Annotated in this window: 22 protein-coding genes; 8 read left to right on the top strand and 14 right to left on the bottom strand. The window is 74.7% G+C overall.

What is annotated here, in order from left to right:
• Positions 1-5 precede the first annotated feature (5 nt).
• Together V6U89_RS28365 and V6U89_RS28360 are read right to left on the bottom strand one after the other, a co-directional pair.
• Positions 6-635, bottom strand: coding sequence for an MBL fold metallo-hydrolase (locus tag V6U89_RS28365; RefSeq protein WP_334575852.1), 630 nt, complete (start codon positions 633-635; stop codon positions 6-8).
• Positions 632-1,720, bottom strand: coding sequence for an S-(hydroxymethyl)mycothiol dehydrogenase (locus tag V6U89_RS28360; protein ID WP_334575848.1), 1,089 nt, complete (start codon positions 1,718-1,720; stop codon positions 632-634). The genes V6U89_RS28365 and V6U89_RS28360 overlap by 4 nt, the downstream gene beginning before the upstream one ends.
• A 144-nt stretch (positions 1,721-1,864) precedes the next feature.
• On the opposite strand from V6U89_RS28360, the gene V6U89_RS28355 reads away from it, so the two are divergent.
• Positions 1,865-2,284: a hypothetical protein gene (locus V6U89_RS28355; RefSeq protein WP_334575847.1), complete on the top strand. Its 420-nt coding sequence runs from the start codon at positions 1,865-1,867 to the stop codon at positions 2,282-2,284.
• A 14-nt stretch (positions 2,285-2,298) separates the two neighbouring features.
• Here the strand turns inward: V6U89_RS28355 and V6U89_RS28350 are convergent, their stop codons facing one another.
• From V6U89_RS28350 to V6U89_RS28340, 3 genes are all read right to left on the bottom strand, one after another.
• The gene (locus V6U89_RS28350) at positions 2,299-3,606 is read right to left on the bottom strand and encodes an MFS transporter (protein ID WP_334575843.1); all 1,308 of its coding nucleotides are present in this window, start codon (positions 3,604-3,606) and stop codon (positions 2,299-2,301) included.
• A complete protein-coding gene (locus V6U89_RS28345; RefSeq protein ID WP_334575838.1) occupies positions 3,603-4,262 on the bottom strand; it encodes a GntR family transcriptional regulator in 660 nt (219 codons plus the stop codon). The genes V6U89_RS28350 and V6U89_RS28345 overlap by 4 nt, the downstream gene beginning before the upstream one ends.
• A gap of 90 nt (positions 4,263-4,352) precedes the next feature.
• A complete protein-coding gene (locus tag V6U89_RS28340; protein WP_334575834.1) occupies positions 4,353-5,546 on the bottom strand; it encodes a CapA family protein in 1,194 nt (397 codons plus the stop codon).
• Positions 5,547-5,570: 24 nt separating this feature from the next.
• Here V6U89_RS28340 and V6U89_RS28335 point away from each other — a divergent pair, with 24 nt between their 5' ends.
• Positions 5,571-6,485 (top strand): glycosyltransferase family 2 protein, encoded by a 915-nt coding sequence (locus V6U89_RS28335; protein WP_334575830.1) that lies wholly within the window; start codon positions 5,571-5,573, stop codon positions 6,483-6,485.
• A gap of 28 nt (positions 6,486-6,513) precedes the next feature.
• Here V6U89_RS28335 and V6U89_RS28330 read toward each other — a convergent pair whose 3' ends face one another.
• From V6U89_RS28330 to V6U89_RS28320, 3 genes are read right to left on the bottom strand one after another with little or no spacing between them, the layout of a single operon-like run.
• On the bottom strand, positions 6,514-7,422 hold the full coding sequence (locus tag V6U89_RS28330) for an alpha/beta fold hydrolase (RefSeq protein ID WP_334575825.1): 909 nt from the start codon (positions 7,420-7,422) through the stop codon (positions 6,514-6,516).
• The gene (locus tag V6U89_RS28325; protein WP_334575821.1) at positions 7,419-8,321 is read right to left on the bottom strand and encodes an SDR family NAD(P)-dependent oxidoreductase; all 903 of its coding nucleotides are present in this window, start codon (positions 8,319-8,321) and stop codon (positions 7,419-7,421) included. The genes V6U89_RS28330 and V6U89_RS28325 overlap by 4 nt, the downstream gene beginning before the upstream one ends.
• Positions 8,322-8,359: 38 nt before the next feature.
• Complete coding sequence (locus tag V6U89_RS28320) at positions 8,360-9,859, bottom strand: flavin-containing monooxygenase (protein WP_334575817.1); 1,500 nt, start codon at positions 9,857-9,859, stop codon at positions 8,360-8,362.
• Between the two features lie 112 nt (positions 9,860-9,971).
• Between V6U89_RS28320 and V6U89_RS28315 the strand changes: the two genes are divergently transcribed.
• Complete coding sequence (locus tag V6U89_RS28315; RefSeq protein ID WP_334575813.1) at positions 9,972-10,622, top strand: TetR/AcrR family transcriptional regulator; 651 nt, start codon at positions 9,972-9,974, stop codon at positions 10,620-10,622.
• Between the two features lie 36 nt (positions 10,623-10,658).
• Here the strand turns inward: V6U89_RS28315 and V6U89_RS28310 are convergent, their stop codons facing one another.
• Entirely contained in the window at positions 10,659-11,117 is a 459-nt protein-coding gene (locus tag V6U89_RS28310) for a hypothetical protein (protein WP_334575808.1), read from the bottom strand.
• The gene (locus tag V6U89_RS28305; protein ID WP_334575807.1) at positions 11,114-11,590 is read right to left on the bottom strand and encodes a hypothetical protein; all 477 of its coding nucleotides are present in this window, start codon (positions 11,588-11,590) and stop codon (positions 11,114-11,116) included. Before V6U89_RS28305 ends, V6U89_RS28310 begins: the two co-directional genes overlap by 4 nt.
• Positions 11,591-11,634: 44 nt before the next feature.
• Between V6U89_RS28305 and V6U89_RS28300 the strand changes: the two genes are divergently transcribed.
• Entirely contained in the window at positions 11,635-12,675 is a 1,041-nt protein-coding gene (locus tag V6U89_RS28300; protein ID WP_334575803.1) for a helix-turn-helix transcriptional regulator, read from the top strand.
• Positions 12,676-12,677: 2 nt separating this feature from the next.
• Here the strand turns inward: V6U89_RS28300 and pdxR are convergent, their stop codons facing one another.
• Positions 12,678-14,168, bottom strand: a complete 1,491-nt coding sequence (gene pdxR / locus V6U89_RS28295; protein WP_334575798.1) for a MocR-like pyridoxine biosynthesis transcription factor PdxR — start codon at positions 14,166-14,168, stop codon at positions 12,678-12,680.
• Between the two features lie 29 nt (positions 14,169-14,197).
• Here pdxR and V6U89_RS28290 point away from each other — a divergent pair, with 29 nt between their 5' ends.
• Entirely contained in the window at positions 14,198-14,806 is a 609-nt protein-coding gene (locus V6U89_RS28290) for a LysE family translocator (RefSeq protein ID WP_334575794.1), read from the top strand.
• A gap of 7 nt (positions 14,807-14,813) precedes the next feature.
• Positions 14,814-15,512: a B3/B4 domain-containing protein gene (locus tag V6U89_RS28285; protein WP_334575790.1), complete on the top strand. Its 699-nt coding sequence runs from the start codon at positions 14,814-14,816 to the stop codon at positions 15,510-15,512.
• 156 nt (positions 15,513-15,668) lie between these two features.
• On the opposite strand, the gene V6U89_RS28280 is transcribed toward V6U89_RS28285, so the two are convergent.
• Entirely contained in the window at positions 15,669-16,274 is a 606-nt protein-coding gene (locus V6U89_RS28280) for an MBL fold metallo-hydrolase (protein WP_334575785.1), read from the bottom strand.
• 209 nt (positions 16,275-16,483) lie between these two features.
• Here V6U89_RS28280 and V6U89_RS28275 point away from each other — a divergent pair, with 209 nt between their 5' ends.
• Positions 16,484-17,167 (top strand): esterase/lipase family protein, encoded by a 684-nt coding sequence (locus V6U89_RS28275; RefSeq protein WP_334575780.1) that lies wholly within the window; start codon positions 16,484-16,486, stop codon positions 17,165-17,167.
• A 57-nt stretch (positions 17,168-17,224) separates the two neighbouring features.
• Here V6U89_RS28275 and V6U89_RS28270 read toward each other — a convergent pair whose 3' ends face one another.
• A complete protein-coding gene (locus V6U89_RS28270; RefSeq protein WP_334575775.1) occupies positions 17,225-17,557 on the bottom strand; it encodes a hypothetical protein in 333 nt (110 codons plus the stop codon).
• A gap of 59 nt (positions 17,558-17,616) precedes the next feature.
• Here V6U89_RS28270 and V6U89_RS28265 point away from each other — a divergent pair, with 59 nt between their 5' ends.
• Positions 17,617-18,042 (top strand): archease, encoded by a 426-nt coding sequence (locus V6U89_RS28265; protein WP_334575771.1) that lies wholly within the window; start codon positions 17,617-17,619, stop codon positions 18,040-18,042.
• 5 nt (positions 18,043-18,047) lie between these two features.
• Here the strand turns inward: V6U89_RS28265 and V6U89_RS28260 are convergent, their stop codons facing one another.
• A complete protein-coding gene (locus tag V6U89_RS28260; RefSeq protein ID WP_334575767.1) occupies positions 18,048-19,466 on the bottom strand; it encodes an RtcB family protein in 1,419 nt (472 codons plus the stop codon).
• Positions 19,467-19,521 lie beyond the last annotated feature (55 nt).

Here is a 19,521-nt window from a genome sequence, read left to right as displayed (position 1 = left end):
GTCGCTCAGTGCCCCCGGGCCAGCCACTCCGCAAGGTGCGGGGCCTCCGCGCCGATGGTGGTGTCGTCGCCGTGCCCGGTGTGCACCACGGTCTCCGAGGGCAGGGTGAGCAACCGGTCGCGGATCGACGCGACGATGGTGCCGAAGTCGCTGTACGAGCGGCCGGTGGCGCCGGGGCCGCCGGCGAACAGGGTGTCGCCGGTGAAGACCGCGCCGAGGTCGGGGGCGTGGAAGCTGCACGCGCCGGGACTGTGGCCGGGCGTGTGCAGGACCCGCAAGGTGGTGCCGGCGACGTCGATCCCCTGCCCGTCGGCGAGGGTCCCGTCGGGCGGCAGGTCGGGGTGGACCAGGTCCCACAGCACCCGGTCGGCGGGGTGCAGCAGCACCGGCGCTCCGGTGGCCTTCGCCAGCTCGGGAGCGACCCGTACGTGGTCGTCGTGGGCGTGGGTGGCCAGGACGGCGACGACCCGGCGACCGGCGACCACGCGCCGGATGGCGTCCACGTCGTGCGGGGCGTCGATCACCACGCACTCGGTGTCGTCACCGACCACCCAGACGTTGTTGTCGACGTCGAAGCTCTGGCCGTCGAGGGAGAAGGTGCCGGAGGTGACGGCGTGGTCGACGCGGGCGGTCACGGGAACACCACCACCGAACGCAGCACGTCGCCGTGGTGCATCCGGCGGAACGCCTCCTCGACCTGGTCCAGGGCGATCTCCTCGGTGACGAAGGCGTCCAGGTCGAGGCGGCCCTGCAGGTAGAGCTCGGTGAGCAGCGGGAAGTCCCGGCTGGGCAGGCAGTCGCCGTACCAGCTGGACTTGAGGGCGCCGCCCCGGCCGAAGACGTCCAGCAGGGGCAGCTCGACGGTCATCTCCGGGGTGGGCACCCCGACCAGCACCACCGTGCCGGCCAGGTCGCGGGCGTAGAACGCCTGCTTCCAGGTCTCCGGGCGGCCGACCGCGTCGATCACCACGTCGGCGCCGAACCCGCCGGTGGCGGCGCGGATCGCCTCGACCGGGTCGTCCGCCGAGGCGTTGACGGTGTGGGTGGCGCCGAACCTGCGCGCCCACTCGAGCTTGCGGGCGTCGGTGTCCACCGCGATGATCGTGGTCGCGCCGGCGAGGGCCGCGCCGGCCACCGCGGCGTCGCCGACCCCGCCACAGCCGATCACGGCGACCGAGTCGCCCCGGGTGACCTGGCCGGTGTTCATCGCCGCGCCGAGCCCGGCCATCACCCCGCAGCCGAGCAGCCCGACGGCGGCGGGCCGGGCGGCGGGGTCGACCTTGGTGCACTGCCCGGCGTGGACCAGCGTCTTCTCCGCGAAGGCACCGATGCCCAGCGCCGGGGCGAGCGCGGTGCCGTCGGTGAGGGTCATCTTCTGGGCGGCGTTGTGGGTGTTGAAGCAGTACCAGGGCCGCCCGCGCCGGCAGGCCCGGCACACGCCGCAGACCGCCCGCCAGTTGAGCACCACGAAGTCGCCCGGCGCGATGCCGGTGACCCCCTCCCCCACCTGCTCCACCACGCCGGCCGCCTCGTGGCCGAGCAGGAACGGGTATTCGTCGTTGATCCCGCCGTCCCGGTAGTGCAGGTCGGTGTGGCAGACCCCGCAGGAGCGCACCTTCACGACCGCCTCGCCGGGCCCCGGGTCGGGCACCACGATGGTGGTGACCTCGACCGGCGCGCCCTTGCGCCGCGACACGACTCCCCGGACTTCCTGACTCACGGTGTCCTCCCGGCTGCGCCCACGATCATGCCTCCCGCGAACCTACCGCCGCGCGGCCTCGCCGACACAGCCCCAATCCGGCGGGTTATCGCAGACCGGTACTGGGTAGGCGGCGGCACGGTTCTCCGCGGGACGGGAGTGGACATGAAGCTCACGCATGCGCCGTTGCGGCTCATCATCGGCGCGTTCTTCCTCAATTCCGGGCTCGGCAAGCGCACGCTGGAAGGTGCGGCCGCCGAACAACTGCACGGCATGGCCGCCGGGGCGCTCCCCCAGCTGCGGCAGATCGACGCGACCCGCTTCGCCCGGCTGCTGTCCGCCAGCGAGATCGCGCTGGGCGCCGCCCTGGTCACCCCGTTCGTGCCGTCCCTGCTGGGCGGGCTGGGGCTGACCGCGTTCGGGGCCGGGCTGGTGCAGCTCTACGTGCGTACGCCCGGCCTACGCGAGCCGGGCAGCCTCCGACCCACCCAGGCCGGCGTCGGCCTCGCCAAGGACTCGTGGCTGGTCGGCGTCGGTCTCACCCTCGTCCTGGACTCGCTCACCCACCGCCGGTTGGTCCGCTGACCGCCGCGCCGCGGTCAGCCGCCGGCCACGGTCCCGACGGGTACGGCCTCGGCGGCCCGTTCGGCGGCGTGCCGGCGGCGGGCGGCGTTGCGGTAGCGCAGTACCTGGACCGCGCCGAGCGCCCAGAGCAGGTACTGCACGGCGAAGGCCCAGCGGTAGGCGTCCAGCGTCGGGGGCGCCGGTCCGGCCGGACCGGCCAGGTCCAGGACGACGCCGACCGCGAGGATCAGCACGATCGAGGCGACGAACCCGCCGACGTTGACGATGCCGGTGGCGCTGCCGATCCGGTGCACCGGGTTGAAGGTGCGCGCGTAGTCGAACCCGATCACCGAACCAGGGCCGTTCACCGCCAGGACCAGCACCAGGACCACCAGCAGCCAGTGCGGCGCGCGACCCGGCCAGGCCAGCACCACGGCCCAGACCGCGGCGGTCGCGGCGGTGATGGCGAAGACCACGACCGAACGGCGGAACGGGTGCCGCGCGCACAGGTGCGCGACGACCGGGCCGCTGAGCAGCGTCGCCACGGTCATCAGGGTGAGCAGGCCGGCCGCGGCGGTGGGTGACCGGCCCTGCCCCTGCACCAGGAACGGGTAGCCCCAGAGCAGCGCGAAGACCGCCCCGGAGAACTGGGTGACGAAGTGGGTCCACAGGCCCAGCCGGGTGCCCGGCTGCGCCCAGGCGGCGGCGAGCTGCCGGCGTACGGTGGCGAGGTCGGGGGCGCGGGCGCCGGCGTGTTCGCGGTGCGGGCTGTCCCGGACGGCGGCGGCCACCATCAGCAGCACCGTCGCGCCGAGCGCGGCGGCGGTGAGGAAGGCCGGGGTCCAGCCGGCGTGGTGCAGCAGCGCCACCAGCGGCACCGCGCCGAGGATCGCCCCGAGCTGGCCGAGGGTGCCGGTGAGCTGCACCATGAGCGGGTTGCGCCGGCCGGGGAACCAGAACGCGACGATCCGCAGCACGCTGATGAAGGTCATCGCGTCGCCGAGGCCGACCAGCACCCGGGCGGCCACGGCCAGGCGTACGTCGGTGGCGACGGCGAAGCAGAGCTGCCCGGCGACCATCAGCGCGCCGCCGACGAGGAGCAGCCGGCGGGAGCCGTACCGGTCGAGCAGCACCCCGACCGGCACCTGCATGGCCGCGTACACGGCCAGCTGCGCCACCGAGAAGGTGGCCAGGGCGGCGGCGTTGATGTCGAAGCGGTGCGCGGCGTCGACCCCGGTCACCCCGAGCGAGCTGCGGTGGAACACGGCCGCCACGTACGCGCCGAGCGCGACCGCCCAGACCAGCGCGGCGGACCGGCGCGGGATGGCCGCGGCGGTGCTCACCGCAGGGACCGGAAGACGGTGGCGGCGCTGTCGATGTGCGCGCCGACGGCGTCGAGCCAGGCGTGCGGGTCGTCGCCGTCGAGGGCGGCGAGCTGGCCGGCGTGCTCGGTGAGCGCCACCCGGGCCCAGCCGGGCGAGAGCCGGAAGCTGGCCTCCCCCATCCGCAGCTGGCGGTCGCGCAGCCGGTGGTACAGCTCGGCGAGGATCTCGTTGCCGGCCGCCTCGACCACGCTGGCGTGGAAGGCCCGGTCGGCCTCCATCAGCGCGCGCAGGTCACCGGCGGCGTGGGCCGCGCGCATCCGGTCGAGCCAGTCGGCGAGCACCGGGCGCAGGACGTGCCGCTGCGGCCAGACCCGCTCGGCGGCGTGCAGCTCGACCAGCCGCCGGGCCTCGACGACGTCGGTGATCTCACGGGCGGAGACCGGCCGGACCAGCGCGCCGCGCTTGGGGTAGAGCGCGACCAGGCCCTCGGCCTCGAGCCGGAGCAGCGCCTCGCGGACGGGGGTGCGGGAGACGCCGGCCGCCTCGGCGATCTCGCCCTCGCTGATCAGCGACCCACCCGGGTGGACCTGCTCCAGGATGGCCCGCTTCAGGTGGCGGTAGGCCCGTTCCGCGGCCGACGGCACGGCGCGCGGCGGCGAACTGGGATGCGTCATGTATCTATGATGCGTCCCAGACCGGTGGGCCGCCGTGGCGGGAGGGCCACGGGTGGGGCCCGCCACACCCGGCCGCCAGGGCTGGCCCGATCAGGCGGTACCGCCGGCCGGGTCGAGCGCGATCAGGCCGTCGTCGCCGAGGCGGAACCGGGTTCGGTACGGCGTGCCGAGGCGGTCGGCCAGCTCGGCGAGCCAGCGGGCCTCGTCCGGCGCCGCCGGTTCCAGCCGCATCCGGCGGACCCGCACCGGCACCAGGCGCAGCCCGGCCAGGCCGTCGGCGTCGAACGTGGGCAGGTACAGCGTCCGCAGTTCCGGGCGGAACGACTCCTGCCCGCCGATCCCCTCGTAGTCGTCGATCAGGTCACCGCAGCCGTACAGGATCAGCCCGCCCCGGTACGCCTCGACCGGTCGCGGGTGGTGCGAGGAGTGGCCGTGCACCAGGTGCACCCCGGCCGCCACCAGCCGGCGGGCGAAGCTCACCTGCTCCGCCGGCACCTGGTAACCCCAGTTCGATCCCCAGTGCACGGAGACCACCACCAGGTCGCCCGGCCCGACCTCGCCGGCCACCCGCTCGGCGAGCGCGTCTGCGGACGCCTCGGTCGTCTCCGGCAGGTACGCCACCCCGGGCCGCCCCTCGGCCGCCGCCCACTGTGGCGGGACCCCGGCGGACGGGGCGCCCACCGACCAGAGCAGCAGCCGGCGGCCGCCCGCCAGGTCGATCCGGGCCGGCCGCCAGGCCTCCGCCGCGTCCCGGCCCGCGCCCGCCGGCGTGATGCCGACCCGGCGCAGCTCGTCCAGGGTGTCGGTGAGCCCGTCCGGGCCGAAGTCGAGCACGTGGTTGTTGGCCAATGCGCAGATGTCCAGCCGGGCGGCGCTGAGACAGGCCAGGTTGTCCGGATGCATCCGATAGTGGATCTCCTTGCCGACGGCGAACTCACCCCGGCCGGTCACCGAGGTCTCCAGGTTGACGATCCGGACGTCCGGTCGCAGGTCGTCGAGCAGCCGCAACGCCTCGCCCCACGGCCAGTCCGGCGGGACCGGGCGCGGGATGGGCCCGGACGCCCGCTCGGCGAGTTCCACGTACCCACGGGCGTCGCCCACCATCGGCTCCCGCAGCTCCGGCGGTCCCGGTCGGGGCAGGATCTGGTCGACACCGCGACCGGTCATCACGTCGCCACTGAGAAACAGGGTCACCTGGTCGCCGGGCATGACGTCAGCTTCCCCGTACCGGCGGCGTCGTACCCCGACCATGGTGGGAATTGCACCCACGATTGCGTGAGTCACCGGATCGGGGGTAACAGGGCCGCCATGACGGCGGACGTGACAGTGGTGGTGGCCACCCGGAACCGGCGCGAGCAGCTGCTCGACGTGCTGCGCCGGCACTCCGGGCCGGTGATCGTGGTGGACAACAACTCCGACGACGGCACCCCGGAGGCGGTCGCGGCGGCCTTCCCCGAGGTCCGGGTGGTGCCGCTCGGCACCAACCTGGGCGCCGGCGCCGCCCGCAACGCCGGGGTGGCGCTGGCCCGTACCCCGTTCGTGGCCTTCGCCGACGACGACTCCTACTGGGCGCCGGGGGCGCTGGACCGGGCGGCGGAGATCCTGCGGGCGCACCCGCGTACCGGGCTGCTGACCGCCCAGGTGCGGGTCGGCGCGCAGTGTCGGCTCGACCCGGTCTCCGCCGGGATGGCGCGGGCGCCGCTGGGCACCCCGGCGGGCGCACCGGGTCCGGCGGTGCTGGGCTTCCTGGCCTGCGCGGTGGTGCTGCGGCGCGCCGCGTTCACCCAGGTCGGCGGGTTCGCCGACCGGCTGGGGACGTACGGCGAGGAGGCGCTGCTGGCGATGGACCTGGCCGCCGCCGGCTGGCACCTGGCGTACGTGGACGAGCTGGTCGTGCACCACCTGCCGCTGCCGGCCGGTCGGGACCGGCGAGCCCGGCACCGGCAGGAGGCGCGCAACCGGGTGCTGACGGCGGCGCTGCGCCGGCCGTCGCGGGTGGTCGCCGGGGTGGTCCGCGAGACCTGGCGGGACCCGGAGCGCCGGGCCGGCCTGCTCGACGCGGCGCGACAGCTCGGCTGGGTGGTGCGGGAGCGCCGGCGGTTGCCGGCCGCCGTCGAGGCGGACCTGGCGGTGCTGGAAGGCGTCGCCGCGCCGCGGGTGCCCGCCCAGGGCACACCGGTGGCGCGCGCGGTGCCGGCGCCGGCCGGCACGGAGGTCGGGTAGCCTCCGCTCCGGCCGGCGCCGGTCGCGGTCAGCCGGCCTCGGTCACCGCCGGCCGCTGTGCGGCCACCCCATCGGGGAGGTCGCCGGCCTCGGCCGCGGCCCAGAAGTCGACCAGCAGTCGGTGGAACTCCTCGGCCCGCTCGATCTGCGGCATGTGCCCGCAGTCGGTGAACAGGTGGGTCCGGGCCCGGGGCAGTCGGGCCCGCGCGGCGTCGAGGTGCCCGGCGGGGAGGATGAGGTCCCGGTCGCCCCAGACGATCAGGGTCGGCACGTCGAGCCGGGAGACCTCGGTCAGCAGCTCCTCGCGCCACTGCGGGCGGACGCCCCGGAAGGTGCCGAGGTCACGGCAGGTCTCCAGCATCACCCGGGCGGCGTACGGCTGACGGGCCACCTCCAGCGCGTACGCGATCCGCTCCTCGGTGGCGAACGACGGGTCGTGGAAGAGGCTGCGCTCGACGCGGCGGGCGAAGGACCGGTTGGGGCGCAGCAGCAGCCGGCCGAACGGGCGCAGGGCGAGCACCCGCAGGGCGGCGGCGACCTCCTGGCCGAACCCGGCGCTGTTGATCAGTACGAGGCTGGCCACCCGGGCCGGGTCGGTCACGGCGAAGCGCATCGCGACGGCCCCGCCGAGCGAGTTGCCGACCAGATGCGCCGGCTGGTCGACGCCGACCGCGTCGAGGTAGTCCCCGACGAAGCGGCCCAGCGCCGGCAGGGTGCACGGCTCGGCCATCGGCAGCGACCCGCCGTACCCGGGCAGGTCGACGCTGTGCACCCGGAAGCCGCGGGCGAGCAGCTCGTGCTGCGCGGTGAAGTCGCGCAGGGTGCGCCCGATGCCGTGCAGCAGCACCACCGGCGGCCCGTCGCCGTCGACGCGGTGGCGCACCCGGCGCCCGTTCACCGTGACGTGCCGGGGGCGCGGGTCGGTCGTGGCGGTCATGCCCGCTCCCCCGTGGACAGCTCGGGCGTGGTCGCCGTGGGCGTTCGACCGGCCTGGCGCGCCGGGTCGGCGGCGCCCCGGTTGAGCCCGGCCGCCAGCACCCGGTGGTACGACGCGGGGGCGACCCGGGCCAGCAGGTCGGGCAGCTTCGCCGACCAGCCGATCAGCACCCGGCCGCGCCGCCGCTCGACGCCGCGCAGGATCACCTCGGCGGCCTTCGCGGGCGGGATGGAGAGCAGTTTCTCGAACTGTCGCAGCCCGGCCTCGTACTCCTCGGGCGCCACGCCGCTGCCGATCCGGGCGTTGCGGGCGATCCGGGTGGCGATGCCGCCGGGGTGCACCGAGGTCACGCCGATGCCGTCGTCGGCCAGCTCGTGGCGCAGCGCCTCGGTGAAGCCGCGCACGGCGAACTTGCTGGCCGAGTAGGCGGCCTGGCCGGCGGGGGCGATCAGTCCGAAGAGGCTGGAGACGTTGACCAGGTGCGCGCCCGGCTCGGCCTTGAGCGCCGGCAGCAGGGCGTGGGTCAGCCGCACCACCGCCCGGAAGTTGATGTCGACCACCCAGTTGAACTCGTCGAGGGTGACCTGGTCGAACCGTCCGCCGAGGGCGACCCCGGCGTTGTTGACCAGCAGCCGGAGCCGGGGGTGCCGGGCGCGGATCTCCGCGGCGACCCGGTCGGTGGCGGCCGGGTCGGCCAGGTCGACCAGGTGCGTGTCGACCTGCCGGTCGGGGTGCGCGGTGCGGATCGCCGCGGCCACGGTGTCGAGCCGGCCGGTGTCCCGGTCGAGCAGCACCAGGTTGGTGCCGCGTCGGGCCAGCCCGTGGGCGAGGGCCTCACCGATCCCGCTGGCGGCGCCGGTGACCACGGCGGTCCCGGCGGGGAAGACGAACCTTCGCACGGCGTTCTCCTTCTGCGGTGCGGGTGGTGGAGCCCGGGTCAGGCGACCGGGGCGTCGGCGGTACGGGTGCCGGCGGTGGCCGGCGTGGCGCGGGAGAACCGGATGCCCTCGTCGACGAGCCGCCCGCGCTTCATCAGCAGCACGTCGCGGGCGTAGTTCTGGTAGAGCCGCCAGGGGGCGCGGGGACCCTGCTTGGGCAGCGAGTCGACGCTGCGCAGCACGTAGCCGGACTTCAGGTCGATGATCGGCTCCAGCTCGCCGGAGTCCGGCGGGACCGGGGTGACGACCTGCTGCCCGGTGGCGTCGAGGTGGCGCAGCAGCCGGCAGACGTAGGTGGCGACCAGGTCGGCCTTGAGGGTCCAGGAGGCGTTGGTGTAGCCGATCGTGAACGCGAAGTTGGGCACGCCGGAGATCATCATTCCCTTGTACGCCACGGTCTCCCCCAGGTCGACGTCGACGCCGTCCACGGCGAGGGTCATCCCGCCCAGGGCGAGCAGGTTGAGCCCGGTGGCGGTGACGACGACGTCGGCCGGCAGCTCCTCGCCGGAGCCGAGCCGGATGCCCCGCTCGGTGAACGTGTCGACGGTGTCGGTGACCACCGACGCCCGGCCCGCCCGCACCGCTTGGAACAGGTCGCCGTCCGGGACGATGCAGAGCCGCTGGTCCCAGGGGTTGTAGCGGGGCGAGAAGTGCCGGTCCACGTCGTAGCCGACCGGCAGCCGGCCCTTGGCGGCCCGGCGCAGCAACGACCTGACCAGTTTCGGTGCGCGCCGGCTGAGCTGGAAGTTGGCCGTGCCGAGCAGCACGTTCTTCCAGCGCACCACCGGGTACGCGGCCTTCGCCGGCAGCCAGCGCCGCAGCGCGTCGGCGACCACGTCGCGCGACGGCAGCGACATGACGTACGTGGGTGAGCGCTGGAGCATGGTGACGTGGCCGGCGCGTTCGGCCATCGCGGGGACCAGGGTGACCGCCGTGGCGCCGCTGCCGATCACCACCACCCGCTGGCCGGTGTGGTCGAGATCCTCGGGCCAGTGCTGCGGGTGCACCAGCTTTCCGGTGAACCGCTCCGCTCCGGGGAACTCGGGCGTGTAGCCGGCGTCATAGCGGTAGTAGCCGGAGCAGGCGAAGAGGAACGCGCAGGTGAGCACGACGTCCTCGCCGGTGTCGTCGCGGTGCGCGTGGACGGTCCAGCGGGCCGTCGCGCTGTCCCACTCGGCGCGCAGCACCCGGTGGTGGAAGCGGATGTGCTCCTCGACGCCGAACTCGCGGGCGGTCTCCCGCACGTAGTCGCGGATGGCGTCGCCGTCGGCGATGGCCTTCGGGTCGGTCCACGGCTTGAAGGAGTAGCCGAGGGTGAACATGTCCGAATCGGAGCGGATGCCCGGGTAGCGGAACAGGTCCCAGGTGCCGCCGATCGCGTCGCGGGCCTCGAGCACCGCGTACGTCTTGTCCGGACAGTTGCGCCGCAGATGGCAGGCCGCGCCGACGCCGGACAGGCCGGCTCCGACGATGAGGACGTCGACGTGGTCGGAGGCCATGGCAACTCCCTGGCTGAGGCGGTGGACGGACACTATCCACCACCGTCGACGCCCGTCAACACTCTGTCGAGAGCAATCGACACCCTGTCGAGCGCGTGTAACATCGGCGTTCATGACGACCGTCCGTACCTCCACCGGCGCCGCGCGCGGACGGCGGGCCGGACGGTCCGCGGGCGACGACCGTGAGCTGGCCATCCTGGCCACCGCCGAGCGGCTGCTGGAGCAGCGCGCGTTCGGCGGGATCTCCATCGACGACCTGGCCCGGGGCGCGGGCATCTCCCGGCCGACCTTCTACTTCTACTTCCCGTCCAAGGACGCGGTGCTGCTGACCCTGCTGGACCGGGTCACCGAAGAGGCCGACACCGCCGCCGGGGACGTGCTGGTCCATCTCGCCGAGAACCCCCGGGCCCGGTGGCGGGAGCTGATCAGCCGGTTCCATGCCACCTTCGGCGGCCACCGGGCGGTGGTGCTGGCCTGCGCCGAGGTGCGCGGCACCAACGCCGAGGTGCGCCGGCTCTGGGCCCGGGTGCTGGAGCGCTGGGTGCAGGCGGTGGAGGCCGCCATCGAGGCGGAACGCCGCCGCGGCGCCGCGCCGCCGGGCCTGCCCGCGCGGGACCTGGCGATCGCGCTGAACTCGATGAACGAGCGGGTCTGGTACGCGACCTTCGCCGGCGACGGGCCGGCGGTGGCCGAGCGGAACGTGGTGGACGTGCTGCTCGACGTCTGGCTGACCGCCATCTACCGCACCACCGATCCGGGCTGAGGGCGTGGCGGCCGGGCCGCCACGCCCCCGGACCCCTCAGCCGGCCCGGATGAAGTCCATGATCCAGTTGGTCTCCCAGGTCGTCCCGTCGTCGACGGAGAATGCCTGTTCCCACCGGCAGGAGGTGGCGGTGATGCCGGACCAGATGAACCGGCACCGGATCGGGCGGCCCTCGTCGGTGTCGTCGGCGTAGAAGGTGCCCACCTGATCGGTGAACCCGCCGACGACCGGGGGCAGTTCCAGCAGGCCGCGCCGGCTGTTCATCCAGTAGATCGACCACTGCGCCGAGACCGGGTCGAAGATCCGCACGGTGGCGCCGGAGAAACCCCTGGTCGGGAAGGTGATCTCGTCGAAGCTGCCGGCGCCGTCGAAGAACCGGTGCGCGACCGTGGTGGCCGGGAACTCGTCCCAGTCGTCGCTGCCGACGTGCCGCCGGGTCAACCGACGGTTGGCGACGTCCCACCGGCCGACCAGGAAGTCGAAGTCCCCGCTCACCGGCCCACCGGTCCTTCCGCCCGACTGTCGGCCAGGTACCCGGCCAGGTCCGGCAGGTCCGGCGCCAGCACGTGGCGGACCCAGGCGGCCCGCTCGTGCTCCAGCACGCCGAGCTCCCACACGCAGCCCACCCCGGGCCGGTCCAGCGGCACGAAGTGCGCCGGGTCGTCGTCCGGGCAGCGCAGCGCCGGCTGCCCGGCCACCGCGATCCGGCACTGCACCACGTTGTCCCAGAACCAGGTGTACGCCAGCAGGTAGGCGCCGGTGTCCGCGCCCCGGTGCAGCACCACCCAACCGGCCGGCGGGGTGCCGCCGTCGGGCGGAGGCAGCAGGCGGGGCAGGAAGTCGTACGCGGCGCGCTCCACCTCCGGCGTGAGGCGCGGCTCCGGCTGGTCGATGTGGTAGCGCTTGAGCTGCCGCCCGGCGACCGTGACCGGTCCCGGCGTCCGCAGCTCCTTGTCTCGGAAAGCCATGCCGGGACGGTAGACCCGCTCTGCTGACAGCTAGTGTCAGCGGAATGCGCGCCAGTCGCCTGCTCTCGGTCCTGCTCCTGCTCCAGACGCACGGCCGGATGACCGCCGCGGCACTCGCCGAACGGTTGGAGGTCTCCACCCGCACCATCTACCGGGACGTCGAGTCGCTGCACGCCGCTGGCATTCCGCTCTACGGCGAGGCCGGGCACGCCGGCGGTTACCAACTGCTCGACGGCTACCGCACCCGGCTCACCGGGCTGACCACCGAGGAGGCCGAGCGGCTCTTCCTGGCCGGGCTGCCCGGCCCGGCCGCCGAACTCGGCTACGGCGCCGTGGTCGCCGCGCTGCAACTGAAGCTGGACGCCGCGCTGCCGGCGGCGCTGCGGGACCGGGCCGAGGCGCTCCGCCAGCGATTCCACCTGGACACCCCGAGCTGGTACTCCGACGGCGACGCCTCGCCGTACCTGGCGTCCACGGCGGACGCGGTGTGGCGGCAGCACCGGCTGCGCGTACGCTACCGCAGCTGGCGCGGCGAGCGGACGACGGTGCTGGCGCCGTACGGGCTGGTGCTCAAGGGCGGTCGATGGTACGTGGTCGCCGACGGGGGAAACGGGCCCGCCAGCTACCGGGTCAACCAGATCCTCGACCTGACCGCCCTGCCGGAGACCTTCGAGCGGCCGGCCGGCTTCGACCTGCCGACCTGGTGGCGGACCCACGTCGAGGAATTCCGGGCCCGCCTGCACCGGGACGAGGCGTTGATCCGGCTCTCCCCCGCCGGCCGGGAACGACTCCGGGACATCGGCAGTGCGGTGGTGGTCGCGGCGGCCGAGGCGGGCGCAGGCGCCCCCGACGCCGACGGCTGGGTCACCACCGTGGTGCCGATCGAGTCGCTGACCCACGCCCACGGCGACCTGCTGCGGCTCGGCGCCCAGGTGGAGGTCCTCGCCCCGACCGAGCTGCGCGACCTGCTGGCGGAGACCGCGGCCGGGCTCGCCGCCCTCTACCGGACTGCGACCGCCCCGTCACCGCAGCCCTGCGCCCCGGACGTGGCGGCCTCGACGCCGGGCCGGCGGCCACGTCCCTGAGGTCACGCGGGACCCGGACGGCCGCGGAGCACCGCGCCGATCGTGGCCACGCCCGCGTCGATCTCGCTCGCGGTGTTCGCCGCGTAGCCGAGGACCAGCCCGGGCGGGTACGGGCGCTGGGCGTGCCAGGACAGCGGCTGGGTCTTCACCCCCCGGCGCAGCGTGGCGGCGGCGAGGTCGGCATCGGGCACGTCGTCGGCGAAGGTGACGGTCAGGTGCAGCCCGGCCGCCGCGCCGTGCACCGTGGCCCCCGGCAGGTACGCGGCGATCGCGCGGATCATCGCGTCCCGGCGGCGTACGTGCCGGCGGCGCAGCAGCCGCAGGTGCCGGTCCAAATCACCGGAGGTCATCAGCTCGGCCAGCACCAGTTGCGGCAGGACGGCGTTGCCGAGGTCCGCCATCCGCTTCGCCGCCACCAGGGCGTCGAGGTGGCGCGGAGGCACCAGCATCCAGCCCACCCGCAGGGCCGGGGCGAGCAGTTTGGAGACGCTGCCGGTGTAGCAGACCCGATCGGGCAGCGCGCCACGCAGGGCGGGCACGGGCGGGCGGTCGTACCGGTGCTCGGCGTCGTAGTCGTCCTCCACGACCAGCCCGCCGCCCCGCGCCCAGTCGAGGAGCTGGCGCCGGCGGTCACCGTGCAGCACCACCCCCGTCGGGAACTGGTGGGCCGGGGTGAGCAGGACGGCGGGATGACCGGCGGCGGCCAGGTCGCCGACCCGCAACCCGTGCGCGTCCACCGCGACCGGCGGCGTGTCCAGCCGCCAGTTGCGCAGGTGCTGGCGCACGCCGAGCGAGCCCGGGTCCTCGACCGCGACGGTGTGCACGCCGTCGGCGTGCAGCACCTGGGCGAGCAGGCCGAGCGCCTGCGACACCCCGGCGACCACGACCACCTCCTCGGGTTCCGCGCCGATGCCCCGGGTCCGGGCCAGCCGCTGCGCCACCGCGAGCCGCAGCGCGGCAGCGCCGCGCGGGTCGCCGTACCCGAGGGCGGCGGCGTCGAGGCGGCGCAGCACCGCCCGTTCGGCGCGCAGCCAGGCCGTGCGCGGGAAGGCCGCCAGATCGGGTACGCCGGGCGTCAGGTCGATCCGGGCGGGGGCGGCCCGCAGCGCCTCGAAGATCTCGGTGCCGGGGGCGGCCCCGAACAGCGCCTCCGGCGGTGCCACCGCCGCCCTGGCCGGCGCCGCCGCTGCGGTGGCCGGGGTGGCGACCACGACCGTGCCGGCACGCCCCCGCCCGGCGACCTGCCCCTCCTCGGCCAGCCGCTGATACGCCTCGGTGACCACGCCCCGGGACACGCCGAGCTCGTCGGCGAGCACCCGGCTGGCCGGCAGCCGCCCGCCCAGTGGGAGGCGGCCGTCGGCGATGGCGGCACGCAGCCGCCCGGCCAGCCAGTCGGCCCGGCCACCGGGCGGAGCGGCGCTGACGTCGAGCTGGAGGAAGTCCGATCCGGCGGTTATGGACCCGTCGGATGCCCTGGGTTTGGCCCTGTCCACCGGACCATTGTGGCCCCAGGGTGGAACCCGTGAGCATCGCATTCCTCTTGGCCACGCTGGTCGTGGTCGCCACCCCGGGCACCGGGGTCGTCTACACCCTCTCCGCCGGGCTGTCCCGGGGACGCCGCGCCGGGGTGATCGCCGCGTTCGGCTGCACGGTGGCCGTGGTGCCGCACCTGGCCGCGGCGTGCACCGGGCTCGCCGCGCTGCTGCACGCCAGCGCACCGGCGTTCCGACTGGTCCAGTACCTGGGCGTCGGGTACCTGCTCCTGCTCGCCTGGACGACCTGGCGGGACCGCTCCGGGTTCGCCACCGGCGACACCGACGCCCGTCCCGCCCACCGGGTGATCCTGTCGGCGGTGCTGGTCAACCTGCTCAATCCCAAGCCGACCCTGTTCTTCGTGGCGTTCCTGCCGCAGTTCGTGCCGGCCGGCGAGCCCGGCGCGACCGGCCGGATGCTGGCCCACGGCGCGGTGTTCATGCTGGTCACCTTCGGGGTGTTCGCCGCCTACGGCAGCTTCGCCGGCACGGTCCGCGACCGGGTGCTGGCCCGGCCCCGGCTGACCGACTGGCTGCGCCGCGCCTTCGCCGGGTCGTTCGTCGCGCTCGGCGTCTCCCTGCTGCTCGCCGAGCGATAGGAGTCCCGTGCGTTTCCACCACGCCGCCGAGGTTCGGTCGGCCCATCCGACATTGGTCGCCGGCGTGCTGACCGCCGACGGCGTCACCCCGGACGTCGCGGTGGGCGAGCGGGTCGCGCACTTCGCCGGCCTGGCGCGGCAGCGGTTGGCCGGCGGGGCCGAGAGCGGATTCCCCGAGATCCGGGCCTGGCGGCGCGCCTTCGCCACGATGGGACTGCCGCCGACCCGCTACCGGTGCGCCGCCGAGTCGCTGCTGCGCCGGTTCCGCCGGGACGGCGAGCTGCCCCGGCTCCACCCGCTGGTCGACCTCTGCAACGCGGTGTCGCTCGCGTACGCGATCCCGGTCGCGGTGCTGGACGTGACGCGCATCGACGGCGACCTGGTCGTCCGGCCCGCCACCGGCGGGGAGGAGTACGTGACCCTCGGCGGGGACATCGAGCGTCCGGAGCCCGGCGAGGTGGTCTTCGCCGACGGGGCGGGACGGGCGCACTCCCGGCGGTGGACCCACCGGCAGAGCGGCTGGTCGGCGGTGCGCGACACGACCGGGACGGTACTGATCGTGGCGGAGGCGCTGCACGATTCGGCCGGCCGGGACGTGCCGGCGCTGCTGGACACCCTGACCGCGGAGCTGGCCGCCGGTTGGCCGGTCGACCCGCCCAGCGCCGTGCTGACGGCCGCCGCGCCGGCCGTCGACGTACCCGGCTGAGGTCCCCGCCCTCTCCGGCGGGGACCCGGCGCCGCCGCCCCGCGGCGACCTCAGCCCGCGGGGAGCGGGCGTCGGCCCGGACCAGGACGGCGCGTCATCCGACGGGCGGAGCCGGCCGCTACGCCGCGAGGACGCCACGGGCGGCCACGCCCCGGGTCAGGCCGTCTCGCCGGGCGCGAGGTAGCGGTAGCCGTCGCCGAGCGTCTCGGCGAACCAGCCGTTCACGCTGGCCAGGCCCCGCTCGTTGAGCTGCGCGTCGTGGATCGGGTGGGTGCGCGCCGCGTCGACCGCACGGGCGAAGCCGATCGCCTCGGTCAGTTTCAGCCAGGACGCCTGGGCCGGCGCCAGCAGCGTCCGTACCGGCTGCCCGGGCAGGTGCAGGGAGTCGCCCGGGTGGTAGACCTCGTCGTCCACGACGTACCCGAGGTTGGCGCAGTCGGGCTGGCCGTCGTGGATCATGGCGTGCCGGCCGCCCACCGCGGTGACCGCGAAGCCGGCGGCGGTGAACCGCTGCCCGGCCCGCACCCGCTGGACCGGCAGCGTGGGCAGGGCGGGCAGCTCGGCGCCCTCGGGCGCGAAGACCGGTACGCCGAGGCCGGCCAGCCGCAGCACGTCGAGGTGGTCGGCGTGTTCGTGGGTGACCAGGACGGCGTCCGCGCCCACGAGAGCGGCCGGCTCGCTCCAGGTGCCGGGGTCCACGACGAGCACGCGACCGTCGCGTTCCAGCCGTACGCAGGCGTGGGTGTATTTCGTGATCCGCATCGGACGGACGCTACCGCAGCCCTGCTCGACGTCGCTGTCCGTGCCCTCAGCAGCACAGATTGATGTATTGACATCAAAAGGCAACCCGTCAGTAACATCCGTCACATCGAGGTACCGAGACCCCCGTCGACCGACGTCCGACCGCCAGTTGGGCGTCGGTCCGCGCACATCCCCCTTCCCGCGCGGACACCCGAGAAAGACAGACGACCATGAGGACGTACATCAGCAGGTGGCTGTTCGCGGTGGCCGTGACGGTCGCGGCCGTCGCCGTCGCCCCCACCCCCGCACAGGCCGCCGCGTACACCACGTCGAGCAACCCGATCCTGTTCGTGCACGGCTGGAACAGCAGTGCCAGCACCTGGAACACGATGATCAGCCGGTTCCAGGCCGACGGCTGGCCGTCGAGCCGGCTGCGCGCCTTCTCCTACAACACCAGCCAGTCCAACGCCACCACCGCGCAGCAGGTCGGCCAGGAGGTCGACAAGCTGCTCGCCAGCACCGGCGCGACGAAGGTGGACATCGTCACCCACTCGATGGGCGGGCTCTCCTCCCGCTACTACCTCAAGAACCTGGACGGCGGGGGCAAGGTGGACCGCTGGGTCTCCCTCGGCGGCCCCAACCACGGCACCAGCTCCGCCAACGCCTGCTACAGCACCGCCTGCACCGAGATGCGGGTCGGCTCCACCTTCCTGGCCAACCTCAACTCGGTCGACGAGACCCCCGGCGTCCCGACGTACGGCACCTGGCGGTCGAACTGCGACGGCGTGATCAACCCGGTGGACAGCACGGTGCTCTCCGGGGCGAGCAACACGCTGGCGGGCTGCGTGGCACACACCAGCCTGCAGAGCAACGCCACCATCTACGGCCAGGTGCGCGACTTCGTCAACCCGTGACGGTGGTGGGGCCGGCGGTAGCCCGAATCCGCTCCGCAAGCCGGCGGCCCCCGGGGGTCAGCCTCGGGTCGTGCCCCCGTCGTCGTCCATGATCTCGTGGAACTCGGCCGGGGTGATCTCCCCCGCGCGCAGCCGCCGGGCGTTGGCGGCGAACTTCCCGATCGCCGCGCCCCGGGCGGACTCCGGCGTCGCCGGAGCTTCGTCGGGCTCGCCGCACAGGCGGCGCAGCGCGTCGGCCAGCCGGGCGTCGGCGGCCGGCCCGGTGCCCCAGTCGCGGGCCAGCTCGACGGTGCGGCCGAGGGTGTCGGCACCGGGCCGTTCGGCGGCGAGAACGGCCCGCATCATGCGGTGGAACGTGACGGCCAGGGCGTCCGCGTCATCGGCGATCATGGGAGCAACCTAGCGCCCCGGTGCGACAGTTCCGGCCGCCGGACAGCCGTGGCGGAGGCATGATCGGGGGCATGGACCGAGGGCATCGCGCCGTCCCGCACACCGCCGACGTGCGGATCGAGGCGTGGGCGCCGGACCGGGAGGGCTGCCTGGCCGAGGCGGTCGCCGCGCTGGTGCAGACCTTCGTCGACACCACCGGCGCCCACCCGGACGGCGAGACGACGGTCGAGCTGCCGGCCGACCGGGACGAGGACCTGCTGGTGGGCATCCTCGACGAGGTGATCTTCCGGTTGGAGACCGAGGGCACGGTGCCGCTGGCCACCGAGGCACAGCCGAGGCCCGACGGCCTACGGGTGCGCTGGCACACCGTCGGCACCGACGCGGTGGAGCTGGTCGGCGCGGTGCCGAAGGCGGTCTCGCTGCACGAGCTGCGCTTCACCGGCACCGACTCCGGCTGGCGCTGCGCGGTGACCGTGGACGTCTGACCGGCTCAGCCCTTCACCACGCCGAGCGGCACCAGCCGGGCCACCTTCCGGCACAGGCCGGCCCCCTCGGCCGCCGCCACCACGGCGGTGACGTCCTTGTATGCGACCGGCATCTCCTCGGCCAGCCCGCGCCGGCTGGCGCCCCGCACCGCGATGTCCTGCGCCTCCAGCTCCCGGCGCGGGTCGTGCCCGCGGACCGCCTTGGTGGCCTGCTTACGGCTCTGCACCCGGCCAGCGCCGTGGCAGGTGGACGCCCATGCCGGCGAGCCGGCCACGCCGGTGAGCACGTACGAGCCGGTGCCCATCGAGCCGGGGATGAGGACCGGCTGCCCGGCCGGGCGCAGGTCGTCGGGCAGCTCGGGGTGTCCCGGCGGGAGAGCCCGGGTCGCGCCCTTGCGGTGCACGCAGAGCGGGCGGGGCGTTCCGTCCACCTCGTGCGTCTCGATCTTGGCGAGGTTGTGCGAGATGTCGTACACCAGGTCGAGGTCGCAGCCGGTGACCCGGGCGAAGACCTGCCGGGCGGCGTGGGCGAGCAGCTGCCGGTTGGCCCGGGCGTAGTTGGCTGCGGCGGCCATCGCCCCGAGGTAGGCCCGACCCTCGTGGGACGAGACCGGCGCACAGGCCAGCTGCCGGTCGGGCACGTGGATGCCGTACCCGGGCATCACCTTCTCCATCTCCCGGACGTAGTCGGTGCAGATCTGGTGGCCCAGCCCGCGCGAGCCGGAGTGGATCATGACGCAGACCTGGCCGGCGTGCAGCCCGAAAGCCGCCGCCACGGCCTCGTCGTAGACCTCCTCCACCGCCTGCACCTCGAGGAAGTGGTTGCCGGAGCCGAGGCTGCCCACCTGGCGGGCGCCGCGCTCCACCGCCCGCTCGCTCACCTGGGCCGGGTTCGCGTCGCCCACCGCGCCGTAGTCCTCGCAGCGGTCCAGGTCCCGCTGGACGCCGAAGCCGCGCTCGACGGCGTACCGGGAGCCGCCGCGGAGCACGGCGTCGAGCTCGGCCCGGTCGGTCAGGTGCCACACGGCGCCCTTGCCCATGCCGCGCGGGGTGGACTCGCTCAGGCCGTCCATCACGGCGTCCAGCCGCGGGCGCAGCGCGGCCCGGTCCAGGTCGGCGGTGAGCAGCCGCACCCCGCAGGAGATGTCGAAGCCGACCCCGCCGGGCGAGACCACTCCCCCGTCCTCGACGGCGGTGGCGGCGACCCCGCCGATCGGGAAGCCGTAGCCCCAGTGCACGTCCGGCATGGCGTAGGAGGCGCCGACGATGCCGGGCAGGGTGGCCACGTTCGCCACCTGCTCCAGCGATTTGTCCGCCCCGGCGTCCGGGAGCAGATCCCGGGACGCGAAGACCACGCCCGGCACTCGCATCGGGTCGCGCCGGTCGATGCGGAACCGGTACGGCGACTCCTCGACCAGGTCCATCCCGCCCGGCTACCCCGGCCCGGACCGGTTACACCCCCTCTGGTTCTCCCTCGCC

Origin of the sequence: Micromonospora sp. CPCC 206171 (assembly GCF_036906755.1) — a bacterium.
Lineage (GTDB): Bacteria > Actinomycetota > Actinomycetes > Mycobacteriales > Micromonosporaceae > Micromonospora > Micromonospora purpureochromogenes.
This window is presented reverse-complemented; position numbering and strand designations above follow the sequence as displayed.

Excerpts from the sequence above, each read along its gene's own strand:
- V6U89_RS28355 (WP_334575847.1), top strand. The coding sequence starts at position 1,865 with ATGAAGCTCACGCATGCGCCGTTGCGGCTCATCATCGGCGCGTTCTTC.
- V6U89_RS28345 (WP_334575838.1), bottom strand. The coding sequence starts at position 4,262 with ATGACGCATCCCAGTTCGCCGCCGCGCGCCGTGCCGTCGGCCGCGGAA.
- V6U89_RS28335 (WP_334575830.1), top strand. The coding sequence starts at position 5,571 with ATGACGGCGGACGTGACAGTGGTGGTGGCCACCCGGAACCGGCGCGAG.
- V6U89_RS28330 (WP_334575825.1), bottom strand. The coding sequence starts at position 7,422 with ATGACCGCCACGACCGACCCGCGCCCCCGGCACGTCACGGTGAACGGG.
- V6U89_RS28320 (WP_334575817.1), bottom strand. The coding sequence starts at position 9,859 with ATGGCCTCCGACCACGTCGACGTCCTCATCGTCGGAGCCGGCCTGTCC.
- V6U89_RS28315 (WP_334575813.1), top strand. The coding sequence starts at position 9,972 with ATGACGACCGTCCGTACCTCCACCGGCGCCGCGCGCGGACGGCGGGCC.
- V6U89_RS28305 (WP_334575807.1), bottom strand. The coding sequence starts at position 11,590 with ATGGCTTTCCGAGACAAGGAGCTGCGGACGCCGGGACCGGTCACGGTC.
- V6U89_RS28300 (WP_334575803.1), top strand. The coding sequence starts at position 11,635 with ATGCGCGCCAGTCGCCTGCTCTCGGTCCTGCTCCTGCTCCAGACGCAC.
- V6U89_RS28280 (WP_334575785.1), bottom strand. The coding sequence starts at position 16,274 with ATGCGGATCACGAAATACACCCACGCCTGCGTACGGCTGGAACGCGAC.
- V6U89_RS28275 (WP_334575780.1), top strand. The coding sequence starts at position 16,484 with ATGAGGACGTACATCAGCAGGTGGCTGTTCGCGGTGGCCGTGACGGTC.
- V6U89_RS28270 (WP_334575775.1), bottom strand. The coding sequence starts at position 17,557 with ATGATCGCCGATGACGCGGACGCCCTGGCCGTCACGTTCCACCGCATG.
- V6U89_RS28265 (WP_334575771.1), top strand. The coding sequence starts at position 17,617 with ATGATCGGGGGCATGGACCGAGGGCATCGCGCCGTCCCGCACACCGCC.
- V6U89_RS28260 (WP_334575767.1), bottom strand. The coding sequence starts at position 19,466 with ATGGACCTGGTCGAGGAGTCGCCGTACCGGTTCCGCATCGACCGGCGC.